This is a genomic window from Burkholderia sp. IMCC1007 (assembly GCF_027257875.1).
Lineage (GTDB): Bacteria > Pseudomonadota > Gammaproteobacteria > Burkholderiales > Burkholderiaceae > Burkholderia.
On sequence record NZ_JAPVQY010000002.1, the window covers coordinates 301263 to 326711 of the forward strand.

The window sequence follows — 25449 nt, forward strand, 5'->3', positions numbered from 1 at the left end:
CACTGGTGAACGAGTTGCCATGTTTCCCGACTCGCTCCACTAACGCAAGTAAACTTGCGCTAGTGTTTACCGCATGCCTGTCGGCCATCGCCCAGGGTCGTGCTCATGGTCGGGCTGCTGTGACGACGCGGGCAGTCGATGCAACGATGTGTAAAATCCGCTCATGCCAAAGTCAGCCGAACAAGAATCGCCGTCGCCCCGTCGTCGCTTGGGCGGCCGTAGCGCACGCGTCCGTGACGCGGTGATCTCCGCAACGATTGCCCAATTGCAGGCGTCGGGTTTCGAGGGGCTCAACATCGGCGCCATCGCTTCACTCGCGGGCGTGCATGAGAGTTCGATCTATCGCCGGTGGAAGAGCAAGGAAGGGCTGATGATGGAAGCCGTCTTCGAGCTTTTCGCCGAACACATTGCGATACCGGATCGGGGCTCGCTTCACGCGGATCTCGTCGCGCTGCTGTCGGCAACCGCGCGCTACTTGCGAACGGGCGTGGGCAGGTCTGCCATTCAGTTCGTGCTGGCCACGTACAACGATGCGGCCGTGGCGGGCGAACTGCGCAGGTTGTGGACGAACCGCTTTTCGGCGGTTCAGCAGGTTTTCGACCGCGCCACAAAAGTGGGCGAGTGGCCGCAGGGAGCGGATCCGATGCCCCTGCTTCATTGCCTGCTCGGCGCCGTTTATCTACGCACGCTAATCCTGCACGAGCGCGTCACGACCGATCAGATTCGAGAACTAACGCGTTGGATGCTTCGGGAGCGAGGCTCCTGAGCATCGGGCAATCTCAACGATCGGACCATCGAGGAAGGCGAGCGCTCCGGGAGACGCCCAACAGCATCGACTGCATCCGCTCCTGCAACCGTCGCGATGCGGGTGCTCGCATTGCACCTTCAGCACTAGCTCAACCGGAGCCGCCTCTCCTGCAGCACGCCCGAGTCGAAGAACCTCCAGGCCCGCATGTGGCGCAATGCCCATGAACCCACCCACCGGGGCGTCTTCGCCAACGTCAGAGATGCAGGAACGCCAAGGGAGTGGCGACGCCAATTTTCGATCACCGCTGTGGCAGCACGCAATTCGAGAGGGAGAGCGCTACGCGCGCGGGTCTGTCCCCCGATGTCCTCGAAGCAGTGCTGTACATTGGCCCATCGCCCACGCTCCTGCGCGAAAATGAACCATGCAGCGTCGCGGAAAAAATCCGAGGATCAATCGGACCCGCGGTGACACGTTGCCATCACGCCGACTGCTCGTCTCGGCCACTGACTCGAGCAACGCATCGTCGTCCCCTGCACCGCATTCGAAGAGCCGCGCCAGCCGGTCCAAATACAGGTAGACGACAGGCGTCGTAAACAGCGTCAGCGGTTGCGACAGGATCAGGCCGCCAGCGATCGCAATGCCCAGCGGCACGCGCAACTTGGCGCCCGTACCATGTCCGATCGCGAGCGGCAACGCGCCGAACAGCGCGGCGAAAATTAGGTACGGCTCGCTCGCGAGCGATGCCTGGAACGCATGGAACGTGCCCGTGAGCGTGTCGGGCTTGCCTGCGGCTGCGACCGCCTCCGCCGCACGAATGGCCGCAACCGCGTTGCCGAGCAATTGCCTCGGCGCGAGGTTGAACGAGATCGTCACGGCCGGGAACAGCCCCTGGTGGCTGACCGAGATCGGCGACACGTGGTTTCTCGATGCTCACTAGCACGTTCATCGGCACGAGTTCGTTCGTCAGCGCAGAACGCGCGTACAGGTTCGCGAGCGCGTCGGTCTTCAACTGAAAGGCCGGATCGAGCTCCTCCACAATGTGGTACTGGTTCAGCGACGTGAAGAGCGCCGCGATCTGGCGCTGGCCGAACGCGTCGTACAACGTGTCGTCGATCGCCTGCGTGGTGATGCCGAAGCGCGACGCGGTGTTGCGGTCAAGCACGATCGTCGCGCTCGTCGCCGATGCCTGTTGGTCGGACGTCACGTTGGTCAGTTGCGGCAGCGTGGCAAAGCGCTTCGTCAGGCGCTGCGCCCACCGGTTCAGGTCCTGCACGTCCGCGTCCTACACCGTGTGTTGGTATTGCGCGGCGCTGATCCATCCGCCGACCTGGATGTCCTGCCTGACCTGCATCGACAAGGCGATGCCCGTCACCTTCGCCAGCTTCGGCTGCAACCGCGCGAGCACCTGCGCCGCGCTCGCCGTGCCCACGCCGAACGGCTTCAGGTTGATCATCACGCGCCCTGGCTCAGGGTCGGATTCGGGCCGATCCAGTAATAGGTATTGTCGACGGCTGGATCGACGTCGACGATGCGGTCGAGCTGCTGCATCTTCTGCGCCATCGCCTGCGGCCAGATGTCGGGCGCGGCCTGCGCGACGCCCATGATTAGCCCCGAATCCTTTTGCGGGAAGAAGCCCTTCGGCGTGGTGACGAACAGCGCGGCCGCCAGCGCGACGGTAACCGCGAGCATCGGCTTGCGATGCGCGAGCGCTCACCCGAGGCCGCGCTCGTAACGGCGCTCGACAGCGACGAACGCGATTTCGAGCCAGCGTTCGAGCGTGCGCAGCCGGCCGCCGTCCGAGCCGTCGCGAGCGCATCGGATTCAGCAACTCGCTTGGGGTACACCACGCCCCCCCAATTCGGCAAATGCTACAACGGAAAGACCGCCCGAAGCCAGAGCGCGCTGCCGCTTGGCCGATTTCTAACGGCTGTTTCAAATTCGTACTTTACCGTTGCAAACCACCCCTTGCCGCTGTCGTACTTGACCATCGGCCCCACGGCTAAAGCCCTCCCTCTGTTGTTCGGAACATCGTTTCCGTCTTGCTTGTCGTCCGTAGTCTGCCGATAGAAGTACCCCCCGACACCGAGAACCCATCCTTTGCCGATCCCGTAGCCCGCAGCATAGTCGACAATCAATTCGTGACCCGACGTGTAATCGGTATCTCGATTGATCGAGTTGAACGTATACATGACCTTGAGGTCGCCATTGAACCCGTTCGGGTCGACATAAGAGACGCCCAAAACGGGTTGTACTGCCCAGTAGTTGCGCCCGATGTTAGCAAGATCGTTTTTCCTAAAGGAGCCAGTTGGAACAAATACATCGAGTCCGAGAAGTGTATGAAGATGGGGACCCAAGTGCCATCCGAGCGCCGTTCCAATAGTCGCGTCACCGACGCCAGTCTTTCTTTGGCTAGCACCCGCTGCTTTGACGTCCATGTTCACGAGAGGAAGTAACCCGTGGAACACCAACGATGCCCCAAACAGCTGTTGATTAGTTACCCAGACGACCCGAGGGACAATAGCAGACACCCGTGCACTGAACCCGGGAATGGGGACTTCATTGCCGTCATTACCGCGGAACGAGTTCGCATAATAGTGTTCGCCATAGACAACACCATAGATGCCAGGAGGAGGAGCAGCACAACACGCGAAAGTTTCTACACCTGCAGGGTAAATTGAGCCTCCACCTTCCGTAGCTCCTGCGAAGGGTGAAAATGCGATTGTCGCCAGCGCAAGCGCGCGCCGAACATTGTTCCAGGTAGCCACGATTTTCTCCACTTGAGTCTCGGAAATTTTAATTTCTCAATATCTATCTAATTTTTATTTAGCACTTCTTAATATTTGTTCCGTTATTTCTCTCACATTGACAAGCGGGCGTTGCCCGCCCCGAACTAATCACGCAACCAAACTACGGCCCACCCAGTAGCGATCCCGCAGCTCCTTTTTCATGAGCTTTCCTGCTGCCGACCGAGGGAGCTTTTCCACGAATTCCACCGAACGAGGGACCATGTACCTCGCCACGCGGCTTTTGCAATAGGCAATCAATTCATCGGCCACGGCGGCGGACGGCATAATACCGTCCGCAAGCTCGATCACGGCCTTCACTTCCTCGCCCATCTCTTCATTCGGAACGCCGAACACGGCAGCATCTCCCACGAGTGGATGCTCGATCAAGGCATCTTCGATCACTTGCGGGTATATATTCACGCCCCCTGAGATGATAGTGAACGCCTTTCGGTCAGTCAGATATAGGTAGCCATCCTCACGGACGATACCGACATCCCCGCCCGTCACCCAATCATCGTGCTCCGGATGGCGCGCGGCACGCGTCTTTTCGGGATCGTTGAGGTACTCCGGCAACGAACCGGACTTGCCAACCAAGTACACCGTGCCTGCCTGCCCAATTGCCGCTTCAGTGCCGTCCTCCAGACAGACTTTCACTCGCGCCGGATCCGCACGGCCCACGGAACCTGGGTGCTGAAGCCATTCTTCGCAGCTGATGGCGGTGATTCCAGCACTGTCCGTGCCTCCGTAGTATTCGTGCACGATGGGTCCCCACCACGCAATCATCTGGCGCTTTACATCGATGGGGCAAGGTGCAGCCGCATGAACAGCTACATGATGCGACGAAAGATCATAGAGATTTCGAACTGAGGCATCGAGCTTCAGCATGCGCGCGAACATTGTCGGCACCCACTGCGAGTGCGTCACCCGGTAGCGGGCGATCAACTGCAGGGCAGTCTCAGCGTCGAACTTCTCCATCATCACGACCGTTCCCCCTGCCATATGCACCGCGCGACAAAAGCGCATGGGCGCGCCGTGGTATAGGGGCGCCGGCGACAGATAGACTGTCTCGGCGTCGAAGTTATAGAGACCGCCTGTCTCGGACCAGCCAGCCCATGCTTCTGTAGCGTCCATATCGGGCAAAGGCCGCAAAACCCCCTTTGGCCTCCCCGTAGTGCCCGACGTGTACGACATAATCGTACCCATGGCCTCCACGTCCAAGCGCGATGCATCGTATCGCTCGATGGTCGCTTCATAGCCCTCCCATCCAGGGAGTCCTCCGTCGGCAATCAACCGAATCTGACAGTTCGGGATCGAGTCGCTCAATGAGCTGACGACTTCCGCTTGCGCCAGCGTAGTGAAGATGGCCTTGGCAGAGCAGTCGTTGACCACGTACGCTACTTCCTGTGCATTGAAGTAGCGATTCACCGGCACGGCACAAAGGCCGGACCGCAATGCTGCCCAAATTACAGCCATATAGGAGAGATGGTTCTCCATATAAATAGCAATGCGATCGCCTCGACGAAGCCCGCGTGCGTGCAGCAACCGCGCAACTCGCATGGACTCCAAGTCAAGCTGGCCGTAGGTGACAGCGACGCCAGTATTCGCATTGATGATTGCCGGCTTGTTCGGCGTTTCCTGCGCTCGCGTTCCGATGTACACAATTAACCTCGCGTAAGTTGGCTACCGAGGACAATGGTCCCGGCCGTTGCAAACATTCCACCCACTCCGTGGCACACGGAGAAGTTCACGTCGCCTTGCTGCGCCGGCGCCGTGCCCCGCACCTGTCTGACACTCTCCTGCAGGGCGAACATGCCATACATGCCGGAGTGCGTATAGCAAAGTCCTCCACCATTGGTGTTCACTGGAAGACGCCCTCCGGGGGAAGTGTTTCCTTCCGCAATAAAACCGGCCGCCTCACCAGGTTTGCAGAAACCCAGATCCTCGAGCCCATACAACGGCAGATGGGCGAAGGCGTCGTAAATCATCACATGATCAACGTCGCTACGCGCAATACCGGCGCTCTCGAACGCAGCGTTTCCGGAGTCACGGAAAGCGCGCGAACTCGTCAGATCGTTCATCTGACTGATCATCGGCGATTCAGCGCTCTCGCCGGACCCGCAAATATAGACGGGCTTGTGAGGGAATTCCACGGCGCGCTCGGCTGCGACCAACACCAAAGCGCCGCCGCCATCTGTGAGGGGACAACACATCGGCAGCGTGAATGGATATGCGATGACCTTTGCGGAAAGCACGTCTGCGACGCTCATCTGCTCCTTGTACAGCGAACGCGGATTCAGCGCCGCCCATTTGCGCTGAGCGACAACTACCTCGCCCAGTGCATCGGGTGTCAGTCCATGCTGTTTGAGATATCGTAAGACCGGAACTGTGAACATCGTGGGAGACGAAATAGCGCCATAGGGCGCCTCGAACTGCCCAGGCAGCGATCCGGCCTGAGGTGGCCATGGCAGCGGGGTGTTCGCAATACGTGACTTTCCGCTCTCGGCATGTACAATCAGCACAGTCTTGCAGAGGCCCGCGGCGATCGCGGCCGTCGCATGCCGCACGTGCAGCATGAACGAGCACCCTCCAACGGCGGTACCGTCGAGCCACGCAGGTTTCACGCCGAGATAATGCGCCAGCATCGTCGGTGATTCACCGGCGGTGGCAATGCCATCCACATCACGCGCCGCCAAGCCGGCATCTGCCAATGCCCGCAGGGCAGCATCGGCGCTCAAGCCGATCTGCGACTGTTCGGGTATCTGACCCAAGCGCGCCGTCTCCGACGCGCCAACGATTGCAATTCCTTGCTTCATACGACGTCCACAGGCTCGAAGAACGGTAAGGTGATTTCGTCGTTCTGCGCGACGAACAGAACCCGTAATGGCATGTCCAGAATCAGACTCTCGGGTGTCTGCGGACAATTGACGATGTTTGTCATCATCGTGGGCCCCTCCTCGAGCTTGACGATGGCGACCGAGTATGGAGCTTCGATGCCAGGCGCAGGCCTCGCGCTGATAACGTAACTCAACAGTATTGCGGAACCGCTCGACGCGTGAGGTAATACGTTATGCGAACTACATGACGGACAAAAAGCGCGGGGTGGAAAGTACACATGCTCACATTCTGTGCAGCGCTGCAGCAGCAACTGCTTGCGACGAGCCCCTTCCCAGAAGTGCGCTGTTTCAGGTGTTGGCCGTGGCAACAGCCGACTGGTGGTTTCGCTCATTTCTCGTTCCGTAAGACAAGATGGCCGGCCTCTAGCACCGTTACGTTCCGCTCGACGGCAATGCAGCGGAAGGCGTATTCATTCGTGTCGATGCGAAAAAACTCGGTGCGCAACTGCTCACCTGGGTAGATCGGGGTCGAGTAGCGAACATGCAACTTTTCAACACGTCCGGCATCGTGGTCACACAATGTCCGAATAGCTGCCGCTCCTGCATAGCCGAACGTGCAAAGACCGTGCAGGATCGGTCGGTCAAACCCTGCCCGGCGGGCTACCTCGGGGTCCACGTGTAACGTGTTGCGATCTCCGTTGAGTCGATACAACTGGGCCGCGTTCTTTGGAATATGATCGACAAACTCAATATCCGCGCACCCGTCTGGAACCTTTGTCGGCGTGGTGCCCGGGCGAGCGCCCGTAGCGCCAACGGCGACCCCTGCTCCCGGGAATACAAAGCACCCCCCTACCGTCGCCAGATGGCTCGCCGTGGCGGATTCGATCACCCGTTGCTCGAAATAGATCGACACGCTCTTTCCGGGACCGCGATCGACGACACCGGCGATACGCCCGTGGACTGTCACGTGCCCCGCTTTGGGTAGCGGGTGATGAACGACCAGACTGCTTTCCCCGTGCAACATCTTCCTTACGTCAATACCAGTTTCCGGCTGGCGCAACCAAGGCAGGTGATGCGCCAAGATCATGGCGAACGTTGGCGTGGACACAAGCTTCTCATCGAAGACAAACTTCAGCTCCTCGTTCGCCGCGTGCCCCAAGCCAATGCTTAGGGCATATAGGACGACGTCCTTTTCGGTGTAGTCGAGCGAAATCTCTGTGTCCGGGAGATTCCTGATTTGTTCCAGATTGAGCATTTTCGGCCTTTAGATCGGATCCCAGCCGACGACGTCGCGATGCGTTTGGACAGGCAAGAAGTCATTCTTGAAAGACGGGAGCATCGTGGCGGCAAGACTCTCGGCATCCCATCCGTCGGATCTTTGCACGGATCGAACGATTCTCGGCTGGCTAAACAAATAGACTTCGTTGCCACGGGCCCCGAAGATTTGCCCCGAGATAGACGAAGACAGATCGCTCGCGAGAAACACGCAAAGCGGGGCAATCTGTTCGGCTCTCATGGTCTCTTTCATCTTGCGCATCCGCTCACCCTGCTCTGGAGTGCGAATCGGAACACTCTCGAGCAATTGGCTCCAGGCCCATGGGGCGATCACATTCGACCGCACGTTGAACCGGGCCATGTCCAACGCGATGCTGGTGGAAAGTCCGACCACCCCCATCTTGGCGGCGGCATAGTTGGCTTGCCCAACGTTTCCGATAATTCCGGATGACGAGCTAAAGTGGACATAGCTGCCGGAGTTCTGCTCCTTGAAATGCGGTGCGGCCGCACGTGATACGTTGTAGTACCCGTACAGATGGACCTTGACGACTGCATCCCATTCCGCGTCATCCATGTTGAAAAACATGCGGTCCCGCAGAATGCCGGCGTTATTGACAACGCAATCGATTCGCCCGTACGTGTCGACCGCCTGTTCAACGATTCGACTTGCCGCCGCGGATTCCGAGATATCCTCCGTGGAAGCGACGGCCTTTCCACCGAGTGCGACGATCTCTTCAACGACGCTCTCCGCGACCGATCGAGTGCTGCCGTCGTCGAGTTTAGCGACGGCAATATCCGCGACGACAACGCGGGCACCGGCGGCGGCGGCCTGCTTTGCGATGGCACGGCCGATACCTTGGCCTGCGCCCGTGACTACGACAACTTTGTCTTCCAGAATCTTGTTCATATGATTGCTTCGAGCTTGGATTTGAAAGCGTGAATAGAGTGACAATCAAGCGTATGCTGGGTGTTTCGCACCACGCTCAGAAGTTGCATGCATGTTCGGACTCCGGACAGATCGTGTCTCCTCATGCTACAAACGTACATCACGAGCACATGCCGGCGCTCGCCGGAACGAGACGACACCCCTGGCAGGGCCGACCCTAAAGCATCTGTAAAAACAGGACTCGACGGTCGAGGCAACATTCGATAGAGGGAAGCCGGAACTCGCACGAGCGTGCGAGTTCACGGGTGGTCCTTCTGCGAAATTCCTGCGCTTCTTGATCAAGCCGCCAGGCTGACAAAGTCGCCGCCGTAGAACACCAATGGTTCACCTTCACACACAGCCACCCTCTCGACCTCACCGACGATCAGCAGATGATCTCCGACCGGATCGGCGCGCTCTACCCGACAAGCCAGTTGTGCCAGCGCCTCTTCAAGATAGGGAACGCCTCGCTCGCAACGCTGATGCGGAACGCCAGTGAACTTATCGGGTGACGATCTTGCGAAGTGCCGAGCTAGCTCGCCGTGCCCAGCTCGCAAGATGCTCACACCGAAGCGTTCCCCCGGCGCGAACAGTGCAGCGTTCGGCGAATGCAATGCGAGGCTCCACAGGATCAGCGGCGGCGTCAACGAAAGCGAAGCAAACGAATTGACCGTCATGCCGACCAACCGCCCCTCAGGTCCGCAGGCTCCGATCACCGCCACGCCAGTTGCGTAGCGTCCGCACACCCGGCGCAGCGCTTGCGGCTCAGGGGCGATTTGCGGTAATTCATTCATGTCAGGCTGCCTGTCCAACGTATTGCTCGATCATCTGTTCGCACGCTTGCGCCTCCGTCCACCAAGGGAAGAAGCTCGGCGGGTTGTCGAAGCCATTAGCGATGCGTGCCGCCAACGCCGGCGACTCGCTGGCCGCGCCGAACAGTTTAAGAATATGCGGGGGCGGAGGCGCCAACATCGAATTGGTCCAGGTGACAACGTGACGCGCGTATTCCCAATAGCGGGCAAAGGTGGCTTCCATCCATTCCGCGTCGAACGGTCGATCGCCATGATCAAGAATCGCGTCGAGATAGACCTTGCAGCACTTGGAAGCGTTGTTGGAGCCCTGCCCCGTAAGAGGGTCGTTGACCACCACCGCATCTGCCATTCCGAACACATGTCGTCCCGACGGCAGGGTCATGACCGGCTTCCGCACGGTCGGTGCGAAGCGCCCAGAGAGAATGCCGTTTTCGTCGGTCAGCTCGACCTGCTCGCATCGCTCGGCTTCCCACGGCAGATAAGTACGCACGACACGCAGGCATTCGGCCAGATGTTGCTCCGGCGTGCGGGCCTCTGCCCAGCGATCCATCGGGCCGCCCGGCACACCTTCGAAAACCATGATGTCGCATAAGCCGGACAACGTCAGTGCCGGGAAGCTGAAGTACTCGCCCACGCCAGGAATCACATTGAAGCCAATGCGTGAGAACGGCGTACGCGGCGTCATACCGGTCACGTAGGCCAGTGCCAACGCACGTTGCGGCACATCGAACGGGCTGTTTGCGACGTCGCGCTCGAAACGGTTGACGATCTCGCCCTTACCGGCAGCCAGCAGCACAAGATCGTGGTGTTGCGCCAGATCCTCTAGCTCCTCCAAACCTGCGTCGACGATGCGCAGATCGCCCCCGCGCTGGACGAAGGTCTCCATCCAGATCGGCATCTTCACGCGCTGGTCCGTAGACTGGCCCGGGTGCTCCAGAGAAGCCATCCACTCAAGCATCTTCTCGCCGGGCTTCCCCGGCTGCAACACCGTCAGGCTTACACCCTGCACAGGCGGGCACGTGTCGTCCCACATATTCAGCCCAAGATCGCGCTCGATCTGCAGTGCACTGTGAAGCATGCCCTGACTGGACATAACCTTGCCAGCGCGGATCTGATCGGGTGTGCGGTTGGTGACCAAGGTCACTTGGTAGCCCTTGGACTGCAGAGCGAGGGCCATTTGCAGCCCGGACTGCCCGGCTCCAACGATGGCGATACGTTGACTCATGATATATCTCCTGGAGGATATCGTTAATTTTTAGCCGGCCTGCTTGCCGTATGGCGGGACATTCTGTTCGGGGCCCATCGCCGAATACCCCCCGTCCACGGCGTAGTCGGCGCCGGTGACGAAACTGGCATTGTCGGAGCACAGAAACAGCACCACCTGCGCAACTTCGTCCGGATCACCAACCCGTCCCAACAGATGGAACGGTGTGGCGAGTTCGTCGATACCCGCTCGATTGCCACCGCTCATTTCGTCCATCAACCTGCACCAGATCCAGCCCGGGGACACCGCGTTCACACGAATGCGGTCTGGCGCGAGGTCCATCGCCATACTGCGCGTCAGCTGCAAAATTGCCGCCTTGGAAACCGGATAGAGCCAACGCCCCGTCTGGGCAACCTTTGCCGAGATACTCGTAAAGTTGACAATTGCACCGCCCCCACGCGCCTTCATCTCTGGATGAACCTTCTGGGCCAACATGATTCCGGACACCACGTTGACGTCGAGGGCAGTCTGCCAATCAGCGCGGGGAGACTTGAAGCCGTCGTCCAAATACGTGCAGGCCAGGTTCACCAAAAAGTCCACGCCTCCGAAACGACTCACAACCTTGGCGACCGCTGCGCTGACTTGATCGTCCTTGGTAATATCCGTGGCGATGAAGATTGCCTTCTCTCCCAACTCGGCGGCCACGCGCTCCCCGCCGACCACGTCGATGTCGAGGATCGCCACGCTCGCGCCTGCCGCGACGAACGCGCGGGCCACACCGGCACCAATAAGTGTCGCGCCCCCGGTGATGATGGCGACCTTGTCCTGCAGTCCTTTCATGATGGTTCCTCTTTCTTGGTGAATCTCGGCATCCCCGCTCTGGCGGAGATGCCAGTCAGCCTACTTCCCTTCGCTTTCTTTCCAGCGCGCCATCAGCGTGTTCGAAGGCAGCGACTCATCCAGCAGCTTGCGCCCCGTCTCCACTCCGGCCACCGGCAAACCCTCGGGATCGAGCAGACCGATCTGCACCAGCACGCTGGCCTGGTCCCAATAGATGTGCTCGTGGTATAGCTTGTCACCGCGGAACTTGATGATGCCAACAAGCGGGATTTCCACTCGCCTGCCGGTCGGCTTCACGCCGGGCAGCATCCAGTCGATTTCAGTGGTATGGGTAAAGCAGAGCAGGCTCTCGTCAACCACCTGGCTCGCGCCGATCGTGCGCGAGATCGGGATCATGCTGATGTCGGGCGGATTGCCGTGCACGAAGTGATGCTGATAAAAGCGCTTCAACTGCCGATAGCCCACGCCGCCGGTCATGGTCGGGATGTGATTGACGTACGGCTCGGAGACCATGGTGGCCATGGTGGCATCCACGTCGCGAGTAAAGAATTCGTGCTCGCAGTGCTTGTCCCAAAGCGCCGAAAGATCGTAATGCGGACCCATCTCTCCACGCAGTGCTGCAATCGAGCGCTGGTGCGCGATCAGGGCCGCAGACTTGTCGAAGTGCGCACCATCGGCACGGGCGAAGGCGTGATCAACCCCTTGGTAAACGTGCAGTTCGACGTTCTCCTTGCCACCCAGGCTCTCCACGATGGCCGCCTGCGCGTCCGGCGGACAGAAACCATCATTCTGGGCGATATGCAGCACCAGCCGGCCCTTGAGATTGGCAGCCTCGCTCAATGCATGCTCGATACCCACGCCATAGTAGCCAACCGCGCACGCGACGCCTTCGAGCCTGCATGCTGCCAAGTAAGCCAGTTTGCCTCCCAAGCAGAAACCCAGCACACCAGTGTGGCCGACACATTCCGGACGTTGCCGCAGCGTCGTCAGTGCTGCGCCGACGTCCTGCACACCCTTGGCCTCGTCAAACTGCTGGCACAGCCCCAAAGCGCGCTGGAAATCTTCACCATGGTCTTCCAATTCGATGCCGGGCGAGAGGCGCCAGAACAGATCAGGCACCAGCACGGTATAACCTTCTTCGGCGTAGTAATCCGCGACCTTGCGCATATTGGCATTGACACCAAAAATCTCTTGGCACAGCACAATCCCAGGCCCCCTCCCTGCAGCCGGGGTGGCAAGGTATCCGCTGAAACTGCCGTCTGCGCAGCCGATCTGGATGGTCTGGCCCATGGCCTATCTCTCCTTGATGTTGTCATGGTCAATTAGGCAAGCGATCGCTCGAGACCCTCGCGTTGTCGCCAACGCACTCGATCCGCACGATATCCCCTGCCCAGGTGATAATCCGTGCCACCGTTACGCCGTCAGTTATGCCTTCGGCGGTATCAATGGCTATTACGCCTAGTGCACTGATCTGTCGGACAACGCGCTCGGTAGCCGACCGAGTCTTGTTGTCATCAAATTGACGATGGCGATAGAACCAAGAATACGTCTATCATTTTTCTTTCCGAACGAATCACACGTACATGTTCGGGGTGCGGACAGATCGAGCTGACCGGCGCGAACGAACGCACTAGAGATCTAAAACGAGCAGGGGTCCGCGAGCACGAGAACAACATGCCGTGAAACAATCATTGGCCGCCTGCTCGGCCTCTGTCAAAAAGAGATCTCGATGGTCGGGCTCACCTTCAATGACTCTTGTGACACAAGTTCCGCACACGCCTTGCTCACAAGAAACCGGGATATCAATGCCATTTCTGGCCAGGACCTGTGCAACAGACTCCTCTGGCAGGATGAGAAAAGTCTGACCCGTGCTTGCGATGCGCACTTCGAAGCCATGCCCCCCCTGTTTCTGAGACGATGGCGGCGGAGCGAAATGCTCAAAGTGAACGTGATCGTCAGGCCAGTTGTGGCGCTTCGCGCCTTCAACAACTGAATCGATAAGCCCGCTCGGTCCGCACACGTAGAGGTGGACACCTTGCCTCGGGTGTGCAAGGAGAGCGTCCAGATCAAGTGGCCCCTGCGATCCGGAGGCGTCGTCGAAGTGGACGTGAGTGTTTTCGACGAACGGAGCTGCGCCAAGTCGACCGAGAAAGGCTGCGCGATTTGCAGTACGAACACAGTAATGCAGATCGTACGCCTTTCCCTCAACGCTCAATTCCTCAGCCATGCAGAGCATTGGAGTAATCCCGATGCCACCCGCAATCAGAATCGACTTCTCGGACGGGACAAGCGGAAAGTGATTACGTGGCGACGAGATGATCACCTCATCTCCCGCATGGACGCTCTCGTGAACCGCCTTGGACCCACCACGAGAATTGGCGTCCAACAATACGGCAATGCGATAACGCCGCTGATCGAAAGGAGATCCAAACAGCGAGTATTGGCGTATCAAGCCGCCCGGCAAATGGAAATCAATATGTGCGCCAGCGCGAAACGGCGGCAGCGCCTGGCCGTCGATCGATTCGAGCTCGAGACTGCAGATTCCGTCTGCCTCCCGCTCTTTTCTGGCCACTCGCATCTTGAGTTGAGTCATCAGATTTTCCCCGCTTTGAATCAGATTGTCAGCACCGTCCGGATGCCAACGCCATCGCGGAGATCCTGAAGAGCCTCATTAACTTCTTCCAATGGCCTCACGTTCGTGACCAGGCTGCTCAGGTCCAGCGCTCGATGGCAGCACAGATCGAAATATCGCGGAAGGTCTCGCTGTGCATGACAGTTACCAAGGTAGGACCCTTTGACCTGCAATTGCCGCAACACCATGTCCAGCGCTCCGATCGACACCGATTCCGCTGGCTTGGCGACACCGATCATGACGATCACCCCCCCCTTGCGCACCAGGGAAGCACACAGATTCAAGCTGTCAGGACTACAGACCCCATCAAATACGAAGTCGAAACCGATCCCCCCCGTCAGCGTCCGACAGGGGTCTTCAAATCCAGCGGCCGAGTTGTCGAACGTTGCGTTCGCCCCAAGCCTCTGCGCGTGAATGCGTCGGTCAGCATTGAAATCAAGACCCACCACCAGTCCTGCGCGTGCAATTCGCAACGCCTGAATCGTCGAGAGCCCCACCGCGCCGAGCCCCACGACGGCAGCGGTGGCGCCTTCCGGCACTGCGGCCACGTTTGCCACCGATCCCATACCGGTTTGCACTGCACATCCCATCGTCGCTGCGTGCGTCAACGAAATGGAGTCAGGGACCGGAACGACACCACTGCGCTCCACAAGCACGTACTCCGCGAACGCCCCCAGGCGAAGTCCCCGAGCCACCGGTGTCCCTCGATGCCGAACGCGCACATCGTGGCCGGCGGGTCCCGCCGTACGGGAAGGGCTCTCGGCCGCGACACACAAAACAGGCTGATTGCGCACACAGAAGTAACAAGTTCCGCATGCCGGTCGCATGGAGACCACGACCCGTTGACCGAAAGCGAGATCAGTTACCCCCGCACCAAGTGCCGCGACCGTGCCCGCTGCTTCGTGACCCAGCACCGCTGGCACGGGGTAGCCCACCTTGCCGTCGGCGAGCGCCAGATCCGTGTTGCAGACCCCGCAATGCGTGATTCTCACCAACACTTCGCCGGCCCGCGGGTCATCGATCTCCACGTCATCGGCAATGCGCAGGGGTCGACCTACCCCTTCGAGAATAGCCGCCCTCATCAGCCTGCTCATGCCAAACCTCCCGTCTGGCTGTGCAATACTTTTCGCACTACGAATTCATCGAGACCCCATTCACCGAATTCGTACCCGAAGCCACTCGACTTCATTCCCCCGAAAGGAATCGCAGGATCGGGAGGAGTTGCGTGCTGATTCACGAACAGATTCACCGCTTCCAGCCGGCGGACCAATGCCGTCGCACGTCCGATATTGGTAGACCACACTGAGCCGCCCAGACCAAACTCCGAGGCATTCGCCCGGGAGACTGCCTCGTCTTCATCGTCGAAAGTCAGTATGGGCAGCGCCGGTCCAAACTGCTCCTCGCGCACGAGTCGACTGCTGTCCGAAACATCCACGACGATTGCCGGTCGCAGGAAGTGACCCGCCCATTCGTCCGGCTTCGTCCCCCCTGTGACAATCCGACCGCCCGTCGCAACGGCATCGTCCAAGAGCGCTTTCACATGGTCGAACTGTTGGCGATTATGTAGAGGCCCCATCTGCACGCCATCGGTCAATCCAGGACCGACACGCCATGTCTTTGCGATCGACGCCATCTTCTCCACCAGCGGCTCGTATAGCGATCGATGCACGAACAAGCGCTTAACCGCGCAGCACACTTGGCCAGCGTTCATGAACGATCGTTCAAACAGCAAGGGTACGGACGCGTCGATATCCGCGTCCGCAAGGACGATGGCTGCGTCGTTGCCGCCCAACTCGAGCGTCAGTCGTTTCAGGGTTTGTGCGGCGCTGGCCATAATCTTCTTTCCGGTCGGCGTCGATCCGGTGAACGATATCTTCGCCACGCCAGCATGACTCACCAGGGACGCACCAACATCCGTGCCACCCGTCACCGTGTTCAGCACCCCCGGCGGCAGGCAATCGGCAAACAGGTTTGCGATGGCCAAGGTCGTCAGCGGCGTCGTTGGTGCTGGCTTGACCACCACGGTGTTCCCTGCCCACAGTGCGGGGCCGAGCTTCATCATCAGAAGCACAATAGGGAAATTCCAGGGCACGATAATCCCCACGACCCCAACCGGGGCACTCACTGCCACAACCGTTCGGCCTGGATCAGACCGGATGATCTCCTGATGCGCACTCTTCTCGGCGAAATATTCCAGGTAACCTTTGGCAGACAGAAGTTCTCGTGTCGCCGCCAGCAGCGGCTTTCCCTGCTCCCGACTGAGCAGGATGGCAAATTCCTCAAGATTGGCAGCCAGCAACGCAGCGCACCGCTTCAGAGCATTGCGACGGGCCGTGAGGTCCGACGCCCAACTGCCGAGAGCGGCTGCAGCCGAGGCAACGGCATCGTCGAGCGCTTGCGGCGTGGTTATCGGCGCTTCTGCTATTGGCGTGAGGACGGCAGGGTCCTCGACAGCGTACCATTCCGTAGCTACGTCGCGGCGCCCCGCACTGACATTGAATCCGCGATACATTATCAGGACTCCTTGTATTCTTGTCCGTTGATGCGAACCGGGAGCGATCGCGCACCGCGGATCACCGTGCCAAGCCAAGGAATGTCCGCTGGGTCGCAGCTGAGTTCGACGTTGGGAAATGCCTGCATGAGCCGCCCCACCGCAGTTTGCGCTTCCAGGCGAGCAAGGTGAGAGCCAAGACAAAAATGGACGCCATGCCCGAAAGCCATGTGCTGCTTGATTTTGCGGCGGATATCGAAGATGCCCGGATCTTCAAACTTCTCAGGATCACGGTTGAGGGCAGGCAGCACGACCTGTACAAAACTGCCGCCCGGAATCACCGTATCTCCAATTTTCACATCTGCCGTGGTCGCCCGGAATGTCGTGTATGGCACTGAACCGTCGTAACGCAGCGTCTCCTCGATGGTGTTTTTAATCAGCGTAGGATCTTCGACCAGTAGCCGCTGCTGATCCGGATTCAGCATAAGGTGCAACAGCGCATTGCCGATCAGTCCCACCGTGGTTTCGTGACCAGCGATGAGAAGCAAATACGACATGCTTTGAAGTTCCTCAATTGTCAGCGCGTTCGAAGCATTGCGCGCGGCAATCATGGCACTTAGCAGGTCAGGCTGCTCATCGGGAACAGCGCCGTCTGCCAGTACCTCACGCTTGGATTCGATGAGAGTCGCAAGATAGTTTCGCAGCAGTTCCATACAATGGTCCTGCTCTTTATGGCCAGGCGTCATCGCCCACTCGGCCCATTGCCGGAAATTGGACCTGTCGCCTTCCGGTACGCCGAGCATGGTGCAGATCGTCGTGATACCGATGGGGTAAGCAAAATCCGCGATCAAATCTGCCTCGGGACCTTCACGCATCTGGTCGATCAGACGATCTACCAGTTGCTCCACCGTAGCCCGCAGTTGTTCGAGGCGCCGGGGCGTGAACGCGAGCATCACCAAGGATCGCAGACGCGTGTGATCGGGTGGATCGGTATTGAGAAGGTTTCCAGCCTGAGAGCCGGCGATCGGGGTCCCTGCGCCCGGCCCACTGCGGCCTTGCGCGGCGAGGGCTGCCTGAATATGGTCTGAACCTTTTGCAATCAGGGGATTGGAGAGAACCTCGATCGCCTCCGCCCAGCGCGTGATCAGGTAGACCTCCGTTCCAACAGGCGTCCTGACCCGGACCACGGGACCTCGCTCCGCCAGCTTGGCATATTCTGGAAACGGATTGAGGGTCGCGGGAAGCGGAGGGAGATCGATAATCTCGCTTTGAGAAGTATTTGATGTATTCATGGTTGCTCTGCTCTGCTACGTTGCAAAGGAAAGCCGGCTCTGCACAAGAATGCGAGAATGTGGCTCCTGCTCATGCTACGGCGGCGAACGCGGCGCCCCCCTCCTTCGTACGCAATGTCCACGTTGCGGACATTCCGACTCAATCTAATCTTCGCGTCAGGCGCACTACGGCGGTCAAGGCGCACGAACGCCGAAGAATCGGCGATCTGTCGAGGAAGCGTAGGAAGTGTGTCTGGGCCTCGGTCCGAACTCGATTCTGGGCACACAGGGCGAGCATGGCAGTCAGGCGATTCCTTAAAGTTCTCGGCCAACGCTCACAGCCCGACTCGAACGCCAGGTGCAGCTCGATACCTACAAGCGAACTGCGGCGCGTGGTCAGATGCTCAGTTCGACAATTCTGAGCGAGCATCACTGGACCCGCTCGAGGCGCGATCAAGGGCAGCCGCTTCGAGCCGTTCGTTCATCACCGCAATTTCCAGCGCTTGAGCAAACCGCTCCAATGCGTCCAGGGTTCCGTGGACACATCGATACTCCGTGCGACCGATTCTGCCGTCCAGCACGACCAGCATTCCCGCATCCCTTGCCAACTCGAAAACATTCATTACGTTCCCCTGTAGAACGCGAACGCGATCTCACCATGCCTCTCATGCGGCATGCCGGTACGCACCAAGCGCCTGCCCCCTCACATTTGGCGGAAACACATTCCATGAGCCGTCATCGTGCCGAAAGAAAACAATTGCGAACCAGCCCTGCGGCCGAGCTATTCCGATGCGCACATAGCGCGTTCGGTCGGTTCGAGTTCGACTGAACTCCGTCACGCAGATCGGGGCCACAGACGCTGACCCGAACCACTTGATAACCAGCGAACGCAAGGACCTATTGCCGGAGTTCATTTCCCATTCCCCTCATCGCACACGCTTCCGACATGCCCCCTGTGCATCGCGGGAACAACGCACTGTCGGTTGATCTCCTCACACGCAAATTATAGGTTAATCAACCTATAAAGCAAGATCGCACATGCTAGACGAGGGTAAACGATTAACCGTCTATTACATTGTTTTTTATGATAAATTTAGATACACCCTTGCCCTCACGGCAGCGCAACCTATATTTATAATAGGTTATTTAGCCTGCTTTCTGGCACTACTTCCCGGATAACGTCGCACAGAGGCCAGCAGTGCACTGGTCGAAAGGCGGCGAACTGGCAAGATGGATGCTTGCGGGACTAGGATCGCGAGCCAACGCTCACGACCTGAGGGCAAACCTTGATTGCGGCGGAAGAGAAGATGCTCATCGCGCCGGTACGGAGACCATGTGAGAAAAATGACCCTTCCTTCTGCTGCGATCTTCGATCCACTGGCAGACGAGCCCGCAAGACGGCGTGGCAATCGGAAAAGTCGCGTACCCGAGATCATCGACGTCTCGATCAACGTCCTGATCGCAGAAGGATATGCGGGGTATACGATCAATCGCGTAGCCAACGATGCGGGCATTCGCCTGAGTACGTTACAGCACTATTTTTCGAATCGGGAAGCGCTGCTGCGCGCAACGCTCGAGGAGATCGCCAAACGCTATTTCGAACGCTTTCGAGGCTTCGCCGAAAATAAGAGGCGCTCTCCCCAGGCACGGCTCGAAGCGATCATTGACGATGCTTTCGTAGAATTTGCCAAACCCGGCCTTCCCGCATCCGTCCTGGAATGCTGGGGACTCGGACTGCATGAGCCGTTCGCGCGCGATATTGCCGTCGACATACAGCAACAGTTCACGCGCCTCTTTGCAAAGCTTGTCGAAGAGATCAATCCTGCGCTCTCGGCAGAAGAATGCGAATTGCGCGGCGCACTCATCATGACCAGTTTGGAAGGCCTGATCGTATTTCTTCGCTGGAATGAGGACGACGCCGCAAAGCGGCATCGCTTCCACAAGGCTACCAAGGTCGTCTGGAGCGGGTTCGGCAATGTTGACGAGTAGGACGCGATCGGCTCTCAGGACGCCATTGCGAGCTAAGTAATCCACGTCAGCGTAAGGTTCGGATTGACCCATGGTCCACGGTCGTTCCAGCTATCGTGACACCAGGTTTCAAGCATCCCTCGATCACCTCAAGCTTAGCGAGTTCGTCGTATTTGCGCTGCCATCTCGCTTACGATCCGTGACCAGCCGGCCCTGTTTCTCTCCGCTTGTTCGTTCATATAAGCGTGTCCACGTTCGTACAACATGGAAAGTTCGCCGCCGTGATTAGGTCTCGCGACGAGAGGGTATCGCCCAATGACCGCTTACGGATTACCCAGCCGGGTCGTCGCCGCGCCCCAGCGCTGCCATTCATATCGGCGCAGCCTGAGCAACTGAGAATTGTTGAGATTCGCCTGATTCAACTCCGAGCTTGAAAAACATGACCTCTTCCTTCATCTTGCCGGCCTGCTCCTGCATCGACTGTGCTGCTGCTGCCGATTCCTCCACCAGTGCGGCGTTCTGCTGGGTCACTTCATCGATCTGGTCGATCGCTTGATGCACCTGTTCGATGCCCTGTGTCTGCTCCAGAGAAGCAGCTGAGATTTCGGCGACAACATCAGAGACTCGCGAGACTGCCTGATGAATATGATCCATAGCAATGCTGACCTCGCCAGCCCGACGCGTACCTTGGCTAACCTTCTGCGTGGATACCTCGATCAGGTCCTTGATTTCCTTGGCTGCCGCAGAAGCACGCTGCGCAAGCGACCGAACCTCCCCAGCGACCACCGCAAAACCGCGTCCCTGTTCACCCGCACGGGCTGCCTCCACCGCAGCGTTGAGCGCCAGAATATTGGTCTGAAAGGCAATTCCTTCGATCATGCCGGTGATCTCCGCCACTCGTGCGGAATCGGCGTTGATCTGATTGATCGTCTCCACCATGACATCGACGTCACGGCGCCCCGTGCCAGCCAACTCGCAAGCACTGACAGCCAGCGAGTTTGCTTGCCTCGCATTCTCAGCGTTTTGCCTGACTGTCTCGGTCAGCTCGGTCATGCTCGCAGCAGTTTGCTCCAACGAAGCAGCCTGTTCAGCAGTACGAACTGAAAGGTCTTGATTGCCCGCGGAAATCTGGCTTGTCGAAGTAGCAATCGTATCGGCACCGGATCGCACTTCCGAGACGACCCTGACCAAACTGTCATTCATCTCTTTGAGAGATTTCAAAAGAAGGCCGGTCTCATCTCTTGTTTTTACTTCTATCCGGCTGCTCAAATCTCCGCTAGCCACTGTGCCGGCAATCTTCACAGCCTGCCTCAGGGGAAGGATGATGGAAAAGCTGAGCCACGCTGACACACCTATGCCCAGCACAACCGACAAAACTGCGAGGCCCAGCAATTTCGCCCGTGTAGTCTGAAAGACGTTTTCAGCGCGCTCGCCGCTCACTCGAACGCGCTCTGTCTGATACCTGATCAGCTCCCTGAGTGCATCAAAATAGTTTCGCTGATCCGTGCTCAATTTGTTCAGCAGTAACTCTTTGGCCTCGGCCTTCCTTCCAGAAGCAACGAGTTCCATGAACTCATTTTGCGAAACCCCATACAAATCCCTGGTCTCCAGAACGATCCGAAGCAAATCCTTACCGCGCGCCGAATTTATAGAGACCTTCAGCCTTGAACAATTATCGTCGTTCTCGCTATTATTTTTTAATATCCCAACCTTCTCCCTCTCAAAACTCAAAGGATCATCAAAAATAAGCGTATTCCGCATACTTCTTGCATTACGGTTTACTATATCAATTATTTCGTAAGAATAAGCCGCGCCCCGGTACCCGTCATTTATAATCGAACTATTTTCAACACTTACTAGTCTCAATCCCGATATCCCAAACCATGTGCAGAGGGCATAAACGGAAAGGAATAGCAGAGCTGCCAACCCCATCCGAGTGCCAATTTTCAAGTTCCCGGCATTCATCATTAGATCCACTTTTCTTGATTATTCTCGACATATCGCGACCGACTCTGACGATATCACAGCTCAAATCGATATCACCACCGGCGAACAATCTCGTTATCTTCAGCCACGGACCTTACATCGACCTTAAAAAATGACACATTTTTAATTTTATAACCCGCCCATCAACATTAATTCCAACTCCCCTCTGGACCCGATCGGGTTAGAACTCTCCCAGGGAAAGAGCCAATCATCTATGCAGAAACGGCAGCAACGTTACTGGAGCGACGACGGGTAAAAATCAATATCAATGCCCCAAGCACTGGCCCTGCTGCAAGCGTCAGCAGCGGATACGAGAAGGAGTGTGATCGCGCATATACTGCTCCGACGACAAGCGGCGCCATCGCACTGCCCAATTGCCAGACCGCAGTTGTCAATCCTGCCGCCAGACCAGCTGCCTTCGCCCCTGAAGTCTGCGTGACCTGCGCTACGAGCACCGGCGTGTAACCGAAGGCAACCGCTCCGAGAAACGGGGCCGCGATATAGAATTCCTGCGCGGTCGAACAACGGCTGAACACGAGAAGCATCCCGGCGAAACAAGCCAGCGAGAGCACTCCAAGGAGCTTTGTTGCGCCATCAAACAGATCTGATAGCCAACCCAGCAACGGTTTCGTCAGAACAGCGCCTACACCGAACAGCACAAAGATCCGGCCTGCCGTTACCGGATCGATTTCATACTGTTTGATCATCAGCGCATTTCCCCACGCAGTGAAACCTACAGTCGCCCAGAGTGCGCCAAGACCGGCCAATGCGAGCAGCACCAGATTCCTGTTCTTGACCAACGCTCTGATTTCGTCCGTGGTAATGTGGGCAAAGGCTGCCTTTGTCGGAGCGTCTCTCAGTGCACGGCTCGAGACGAAAGCCCAACCAAAAGTGCAAAGCCCAAGGGCCCTGAATGCGTTCTGCCACCCGAATGCATTCGACAACAACGGAATCGTTGCGTTAGCTATGACGACGGCGAAAGACGTGGCTGTCGTGTAGAGGCCGAGAGCACGGCCACGATCCTTTCCGAACCACGACGTTATTATTTTGACGCCCGTGGGGTAGTCAGCTCCCGCAGCCAGCCCCATGATCGTCTGAATTGCGAACCCAGTTCTCAAATCATTCGCATACCCGAATGCAAACGTCGATATTCCGAGAAGAATCAATGTGTACGTCAGGGTGCGTCGGCCTCCGATCACATCGGTCAGAAAGCCACCCCCAACATTCGCAACGACATATCCAACATAAAACGCGGTCACAAAGGCACCCAGCATTGCAACTGATATTCCGAGAGAATGTCCGACTGGTGCTGACACGGTGCTCCAAGCAGCTCTACTAACGCAACTCAACAGAAAAGACATCCAGACAACTAAGAGAATAACCCAACGGTATGGTGATTGCTCTGTTCCCTCTGGCGTCGACGCAGAATTTTCCGGGGGAGCATCAGAAATATTTCGTGACCCAGTCGTCGTTGATTCCATTATTCCCCTCCATTACGCTAGATGCGTGTAAACATATCGAGCCGCTTGACGCGCGAAAATCCAATATTAATATTCTGAATGTCGTGCCGGCGAAACTCTCCCCACTGAACTTTGCGGCAGAACTCGCCTGCGGCGTGCATTTTCGCATTCGAATAACTTACCATTCCGGCCAGACCGCCGGCACATCGTGTGCCGTGCGGAAATAAAATACTACTACTCTTGACATATCCAGAATATTTAAAATCTCGATTTAAATAATTGCTTAAAATAATCCGATAATTTTCTTAGACAGCCATGCATAAATACTTAGTTTCGAGATACTCCTCGATACCAAGGTAGGAACCCTCGCGCCCCATACCAGATTGCTTGACACCACCAAACGGCGCAGCTGCCGTACTGATCAGGCCGCTATTGATTCCGACCATGCCATATTCGAGGGCCGTTGAAACACGCCACGTACGGCGCGCGCTTTCGGTGTAGAAATACGCAGCCAATCCGAACTCTGTGTCGTTCGCCATGCGAATGGCTTCGTCTTCTGTATGGAACCGAAATACAGGCGCCACTGGACCGAAAATCTCTTCCTTTGCAATACGCATCTCCGGCAGCACATCCGTAATAATAGTTGGCTCGTAAAAGGTACCGCCCAAGGCATGAACTTTGCCGCCAGTGATCACACGTGCGCCGCGGCGGGTAGCATCGTCAACCAGTTCCTGGACCTTGCGAAGCGCGTCAGCATCGATCATCGGTCCTTGTGCAACACCCGGCTCCATCCCGTCACCCACGCGAAGCGCCCGAACCGTGGCATGGAGCTTCGAGACGAAGGCATCATGGACGCTGTCGTGAACCAGCATCCGATTCGCGCAGACACAAGTCTGTCCGGTGTTGCGGTACTTTGAAATCATTGCGCCCTCTACGGCCGCATCCAGGTCTGCATCCTCGAACACAATGAAGGGGGCGTTGCCACCGAGTTCCAGCGACATCTTCTTCAGTGTTGGCGCGCATTGGGCGGCCAACTGCCGCCCGACTTCCGTCGAGCCTGTGAAGGTCAACTTGCGAACAATGGGGCTAGCCGTCAGCACACCACCGATTACACGTGAACTGCCGCTCAACACGCTAAATACGCCAGCGGGAACACCCGCACGAACTGCAAGTTCCGCCATGGCGAGCGCTGACAGTGGCGTTTGCTGAGCTGGCTTGACGATGATGGTACAACCCGCGGCGAGAGCCGGCGCCACCTTCCGCGTGATCATCGCCGCTGGGAAATTCCACGGCGTAATTGCGGCGCAAACCCCCACAGGCTCCTTGGTGACGACTATGCGCTTGTCGGGCCAGGGCGAAGGGATTGTAGCCCCGTATACACGGCGAGCCTCTTCAGAAAACCACTGGATATATGATGCGGCGTACGCGATTTCGCCGCGTGACTCGGCCAGAGGCTTGCCCTGTTCGGAAGTCATCAGAATAGCCAGGTCTTCCTGGTTTTCCATCATCAACCGGAACCAGACATGCAACACTTCTGCGCGCGACTCAGCAGTTCGAGCTCGCCATGCATGCAGCGCTTGCTCAGCACCCGCTATCGCTCGACGCGTTTCGGCCTCGCCCATGCTTGGAACGGTCGCGACCAATTCACCGGTTGCCGGATTGATGACTTCAATATGCGCACCGCTCTCCGCGCCGGTCCATTTTCCATCTAGCAGACATTCTGTCTTCAGCAGATCTGCATCCTTCAGTTTAATCATGGGATTGGAAAAAATAGTGAATGTTATTAGTACACCGACGAGGTTTTAACCTCTCCGGATGATTCATGCTTGTCGAAGTAAGCGGCCAGTTCCCGGGCCGCGCGGGCTAGAAGCGCAGTGTCCACACAAACAGCCGCAAACAACGCACCGCCTTCGACGTAGCGCTTTGCCAATACACGCTCTACCGTCAGGCGGCAGAACGCCTTGCCTGCTCGACGCACTGCGCCAATCCCGTCGAGGATGGCTCGCTGGACCTCGGGGTGATCTGGCTGCCCGAGGTAGCCCATAGCGGCCGAAAGATCAGCTGGTACGAAACACACCCCGTCGACTCTCTGTACCACCATGATCACATCTAGGTTGTCCACCCCCCGCCTGTATCTCTGCCTGCCTGCCGACCCGCGGCGACCACAGCCAACACCTCCTGCGTCGCCGGGTTAACTGTCTCGAAGTATTGGTTGCT

At 57.9% G+C, this 25449-nt stretch carries 24 protein-coding genes and 1 pseudogene; 3 read left to right on the top strand and 22 right to left on the bottom strand.

Going from position 1 to position 25449, the window contains the following annotated elements; all coding sequences use genetic code 11:
- Positions 1–241 precede the first annotated feature (241 nt).
- A complete protein-coding gene (locus tag O1Q03_RS03880; protein WP_230948490.1) occupies positions 242–766 on the top strand; it encodes a TetR/AcrR family transcriptional regulator in 525 nt (174 codons plus the stop codon).
- Positions 767–1229: 463 nt separating this feature from the next.
- Here O1Q03_RS03880 and O1Q03_RS40095 read toward each other — a convergent pair.
- The 18 genes and pseudogenes from O1Q03_RS40095 to O1Q03_RS03975 all read right to left on the bottom strand — a co-directional run.
- Positions 1230–2021 (bottom strand): annotated as a pseudogene (locus O1Q03_RS40095) (efflux RND transporter permease subunit); the annotation flags it as partial.
- Between the two features lie 9 nt (positions 2022–2030).
- Positions 2031–2204, bottom strand: a complete 174-nt coding sequence (locus O1Q03_RS03895) for a hypothetical protein (protein WP_166677946.1) — start codon at positions 2202–2204, stop codon at positions 2031–2033.
- The gene (locus O1Q03_RS03900; protein WP_111442754.1) at positions 2201–2437 is read right to left on the bottom strand and encodes an efflux RND transporter permease subunit; all 237 of its coding nucleotides are present in this window, start codon (positions 2435–2437) and stop codon (positions 2201–2203) included. Before O1Q03_RS03900 ends, O1Q03_RS03895 begins: the two co-directional genes overlap by 4 nt.
- A 179-nt stretch (positions 2438–2616) precedes the next feature.
- On the bottom strand, positions 2617–3513 hold the full coding sequence (locus tag O1Q03_RS03905; protein ID WP_059623759.1) for a SphA family protein: 897 nt from the start codon (positions 3511–3513) through the stop codon (positions 2617–2619).
- A 129-nt stretch (positions 3514–3642) separates the two neighbouring features.
- Positions 3643–5193, bottom strand: coding sequence for an AMP-binding protein (locus O1Q03_RS03910; protein WP_175904276.1), 1551 nt, complete (start codon positions 5191–5193; stop codon positions 3643–3645).
- Positions 5194–5195: 2 nt separating this feature from the next.
- Positions 5196–6347 (bottom strand): thiolase C-terminal domain-containing protein, encoded by a 1152-nt coding sequence (locus tag O1Q03_RS03915; RefSeq protein WP_059623667.1) that lies wholly within the window; start codon positions 6345–6347, stop codon positions 5196–5198.
- Positions 6344–6760, bottom strand: coding sequence for a Zn-ribbon domain-containing OB-fold protein (locus O1Q03_RS03920; protein WP_059623665.1), 417 nt, complete (start codon positions 6758–6760; stop codon positions 6344–6346). Before O1Q03_RS03920 ends, O1Q03_RS03915 begins: the two co-directional genes overlap by 4 nt.
- The gene (locus O1Q03_RS03925; RefSeq protein WP_111998760.1) at positions 6757–7623 is read right to left on the bottom strand and encodes a MaoC/PaaZ C-terminal domain-containing protein; all 867 of its coding nucleotides are present in this window, start codon (positions 7621–7623) and stop codon (positions 6757–6759) included. The genes O1Q03_RS03920 and O1Q03_RS03925 overlap by 4 nt, the downstream gene beginning before the upstream one ends.
- Positions 7624–7632: 9 nt before the next feature.
- A complete protein-coding gene (locus tag O1Q03_RS03930) occupies positions 7633–8550 on the bottom strand; it encodes an SDR family oxidoreductase (RefSeq protein ID WP_059623661.1) in 918 nt (305 codons plus the stop codon).
- Positions 8551–8867: 317 nt separating this feature from the next.
- Positions 8868–9362, bottom strand: coding sequence for a flavin reductase family protein (locus tag O1Q03_RS03935; RefSeq protein WP_081057362.1), 495 nt, complete (start codon positions 9360–9362; stop codon positions 8868–8870).
- Between the two features lies 1 nt (position 9363).
- Positions 9364–10605 (bottom strand): styrene monooxygenase/indole monooxygenase family protein, encoded by a 1242-nt coding sequence (locus O1Q03_RS03940; RefSeq protein WP_059623659.1) that lies wholly within the window; start codon positions 10603–10605, stop codon positions 9364–9366.
- A gap of 30 nt (positions 10606–10635) precedes the next feature.
- Entirely contained in the window at positions 10636–11424 is a 789-nt protein-coding gene (locus O1Q03_RS03945) for an SDR family oxidoreductase (protein WP_059623657.1), read from the bottom strand.
- 60 nt (positions 11425–11484) lie between these two features.
- A complete protein-coding gene (locus tag O1Q03_RS03950) occupies positions 11485–12714 on the bottom strand; it encodes a dienelactone hydrolase family protein (RefSeq protein WP_059623655.1) in 1230 nt (409 codons plus the stop codon).
- Between the two features lie 340 nt (positions 12715–13054).
- Positions 13055–14017: a PDR/VanB family oxidoreductase gene (locus tag O1Q03_RS03955; RefSeq protein WP_111442871.1), complete on the bottom strand. Its 963-nt coding sequence runs from the start codon at positions 14015–14017 to the stop codon at positions 13055–13057.
- Between the two features lie 20 nt (positions 14018–14037).
- Positions 14038–15150: an alcohol dehydrogenase catalytic domain-containing protein gene (locus O1Q03_RS03960; RefSeq protein ID WP_059623653.1), complete on the bottom strand. Its 1113-nt coding sequence runs from the start codon at positions 15148–15150 to the stop codon at positions 14038–14040.
- Positions 15147–16568, bottom strand: a complete 1422-nt coding sequence (locus O1Q03_RS03965; RefSeq protein WP_111442870.1) for an aldehyde dehydrogenase family protein — start codon at positions 16566–16568, stop codon at positions 15147–15149. The genes O1Q03_RS03960 and O1Q03_RS03965 overlap by 4 nt, the downstream gene beginning before the upstream one ends.
- Before the next feature lie 2 nt (positions 16569–16570).
- The gene (locus tag O1Q03_RS03970; RefSeq protein ID WP_063808307.1) at positions 16571–17839 is read right to left on the bottom strand and encodes a cytochrome P450 family protein; all 1269 of its coding nucleotides are present in this window, start codon (positions 17837–17839) and stop codon (positions 16571–16573) included.
- Positions 17840–18222: 383 nt separating this feature from the next.
- Positions 18223–18441, bottom strand: coding sequence for a hypothetical protein (locus O1Q03_RS03975; protein WP_111442869.1), 219 nt, complete (start codon positions 18439–18441; stop codon positions 18223–18225).
- Between the two features lie 721 nt (positions 18442–19162).
- On the opposite strand from O1Q03_RS03975, the gene O1Q03_RS03985 reads away from it, so the two are divergent.
- On the top strand, positions 19163–19807 hold the full coding sequence (locus tag O1Q03_RS03985) for a TetR/AcrR family transcriptional regulator (protein ID WP_230948488.1): 645 nt from the start codon (positions 19163–19165) through the stop codon (positions 19805–19807).
- A gap of 348 nt (positions 19808–20155) precedes the next feature.
- Here the strand turns inward: O1Q03_RS03985 and O1Q03_RS03990 are convergent, their stop codons facing one another.
- Both O1Q03_RS03990 and O1Q03_RS03995 read right to left on the bottom strand, forming a co-directional pair.
- Positions 20156–21754 (bottom strand): methyl-accepting chemotaxis protein, encoded by a 1599-nt coding sequence (locus O1Q03_RS03990; RefSeq protein ID WP_111442867.1) that lies wholly within the window; start codon positions 21752–21754, stop codon positions 20156–20158.
- 230 nt (positions 21755–21984) lie between these two features.
- A complete protein-coding gene (locus tag O1Q03_RS03995; RefSeq protein WP_111442866.1) occupies positions 21985–23253 on the bottom strand; it encodes an MFS transporter in 1269 nt (422 codons plus the stop codon).
- On the opposite strand from O1Q03_RS03995, the gene O1Q03_RS04000 reads away from it, so the two are divergent.
- A complete protein-coding gene (locus O1Q03_RS04000; RefSeq protein ID WP_166677953.1) occupies positions 23163–23459 on the top strand; it encodes a hypothetical protein in 297 nt (98 codons plus the stop codon). The two genes, O1Q03_RS03995 and O1Q03_RS04000, sit on opposite strands and share 91 nt — an antisense overlap.
- Positions 23460–23537: 78 nt before the next feature.
- Here O1Q03_RS04000 and O1Q03_RS04005 read toward each other — a convergent pair whose 3' ends face one another.
- The gene (locus tag O1Q03_RS04005) at positions 23538–24989 is read right to left on the bottom strand and encodes an NAD-dependent succinate-semialdehyde dehydrogenase (RefSeq protein ID WP_124456502.1); all 1452 of its coding nucleotides are present in this window, start codon (positions 24987–24989) and stop codon (positions 23538–23540) included.
- Between the two features lie 26 nt (positions 24990–25015).
- Positions 25016–25354 (bottom strand): aldolase/citrate lyase family protein, encoded by a 339-nt coding sequence (locus O1Q03_RS04010; RefSeq protein WP_241308746.1) that lies wholly within the window; start codon positions 25352–25354, stop codon positions 25016–25018.
- Between the last annotated feature and the right edge of the window lie 95 nt (positions 25355–25449).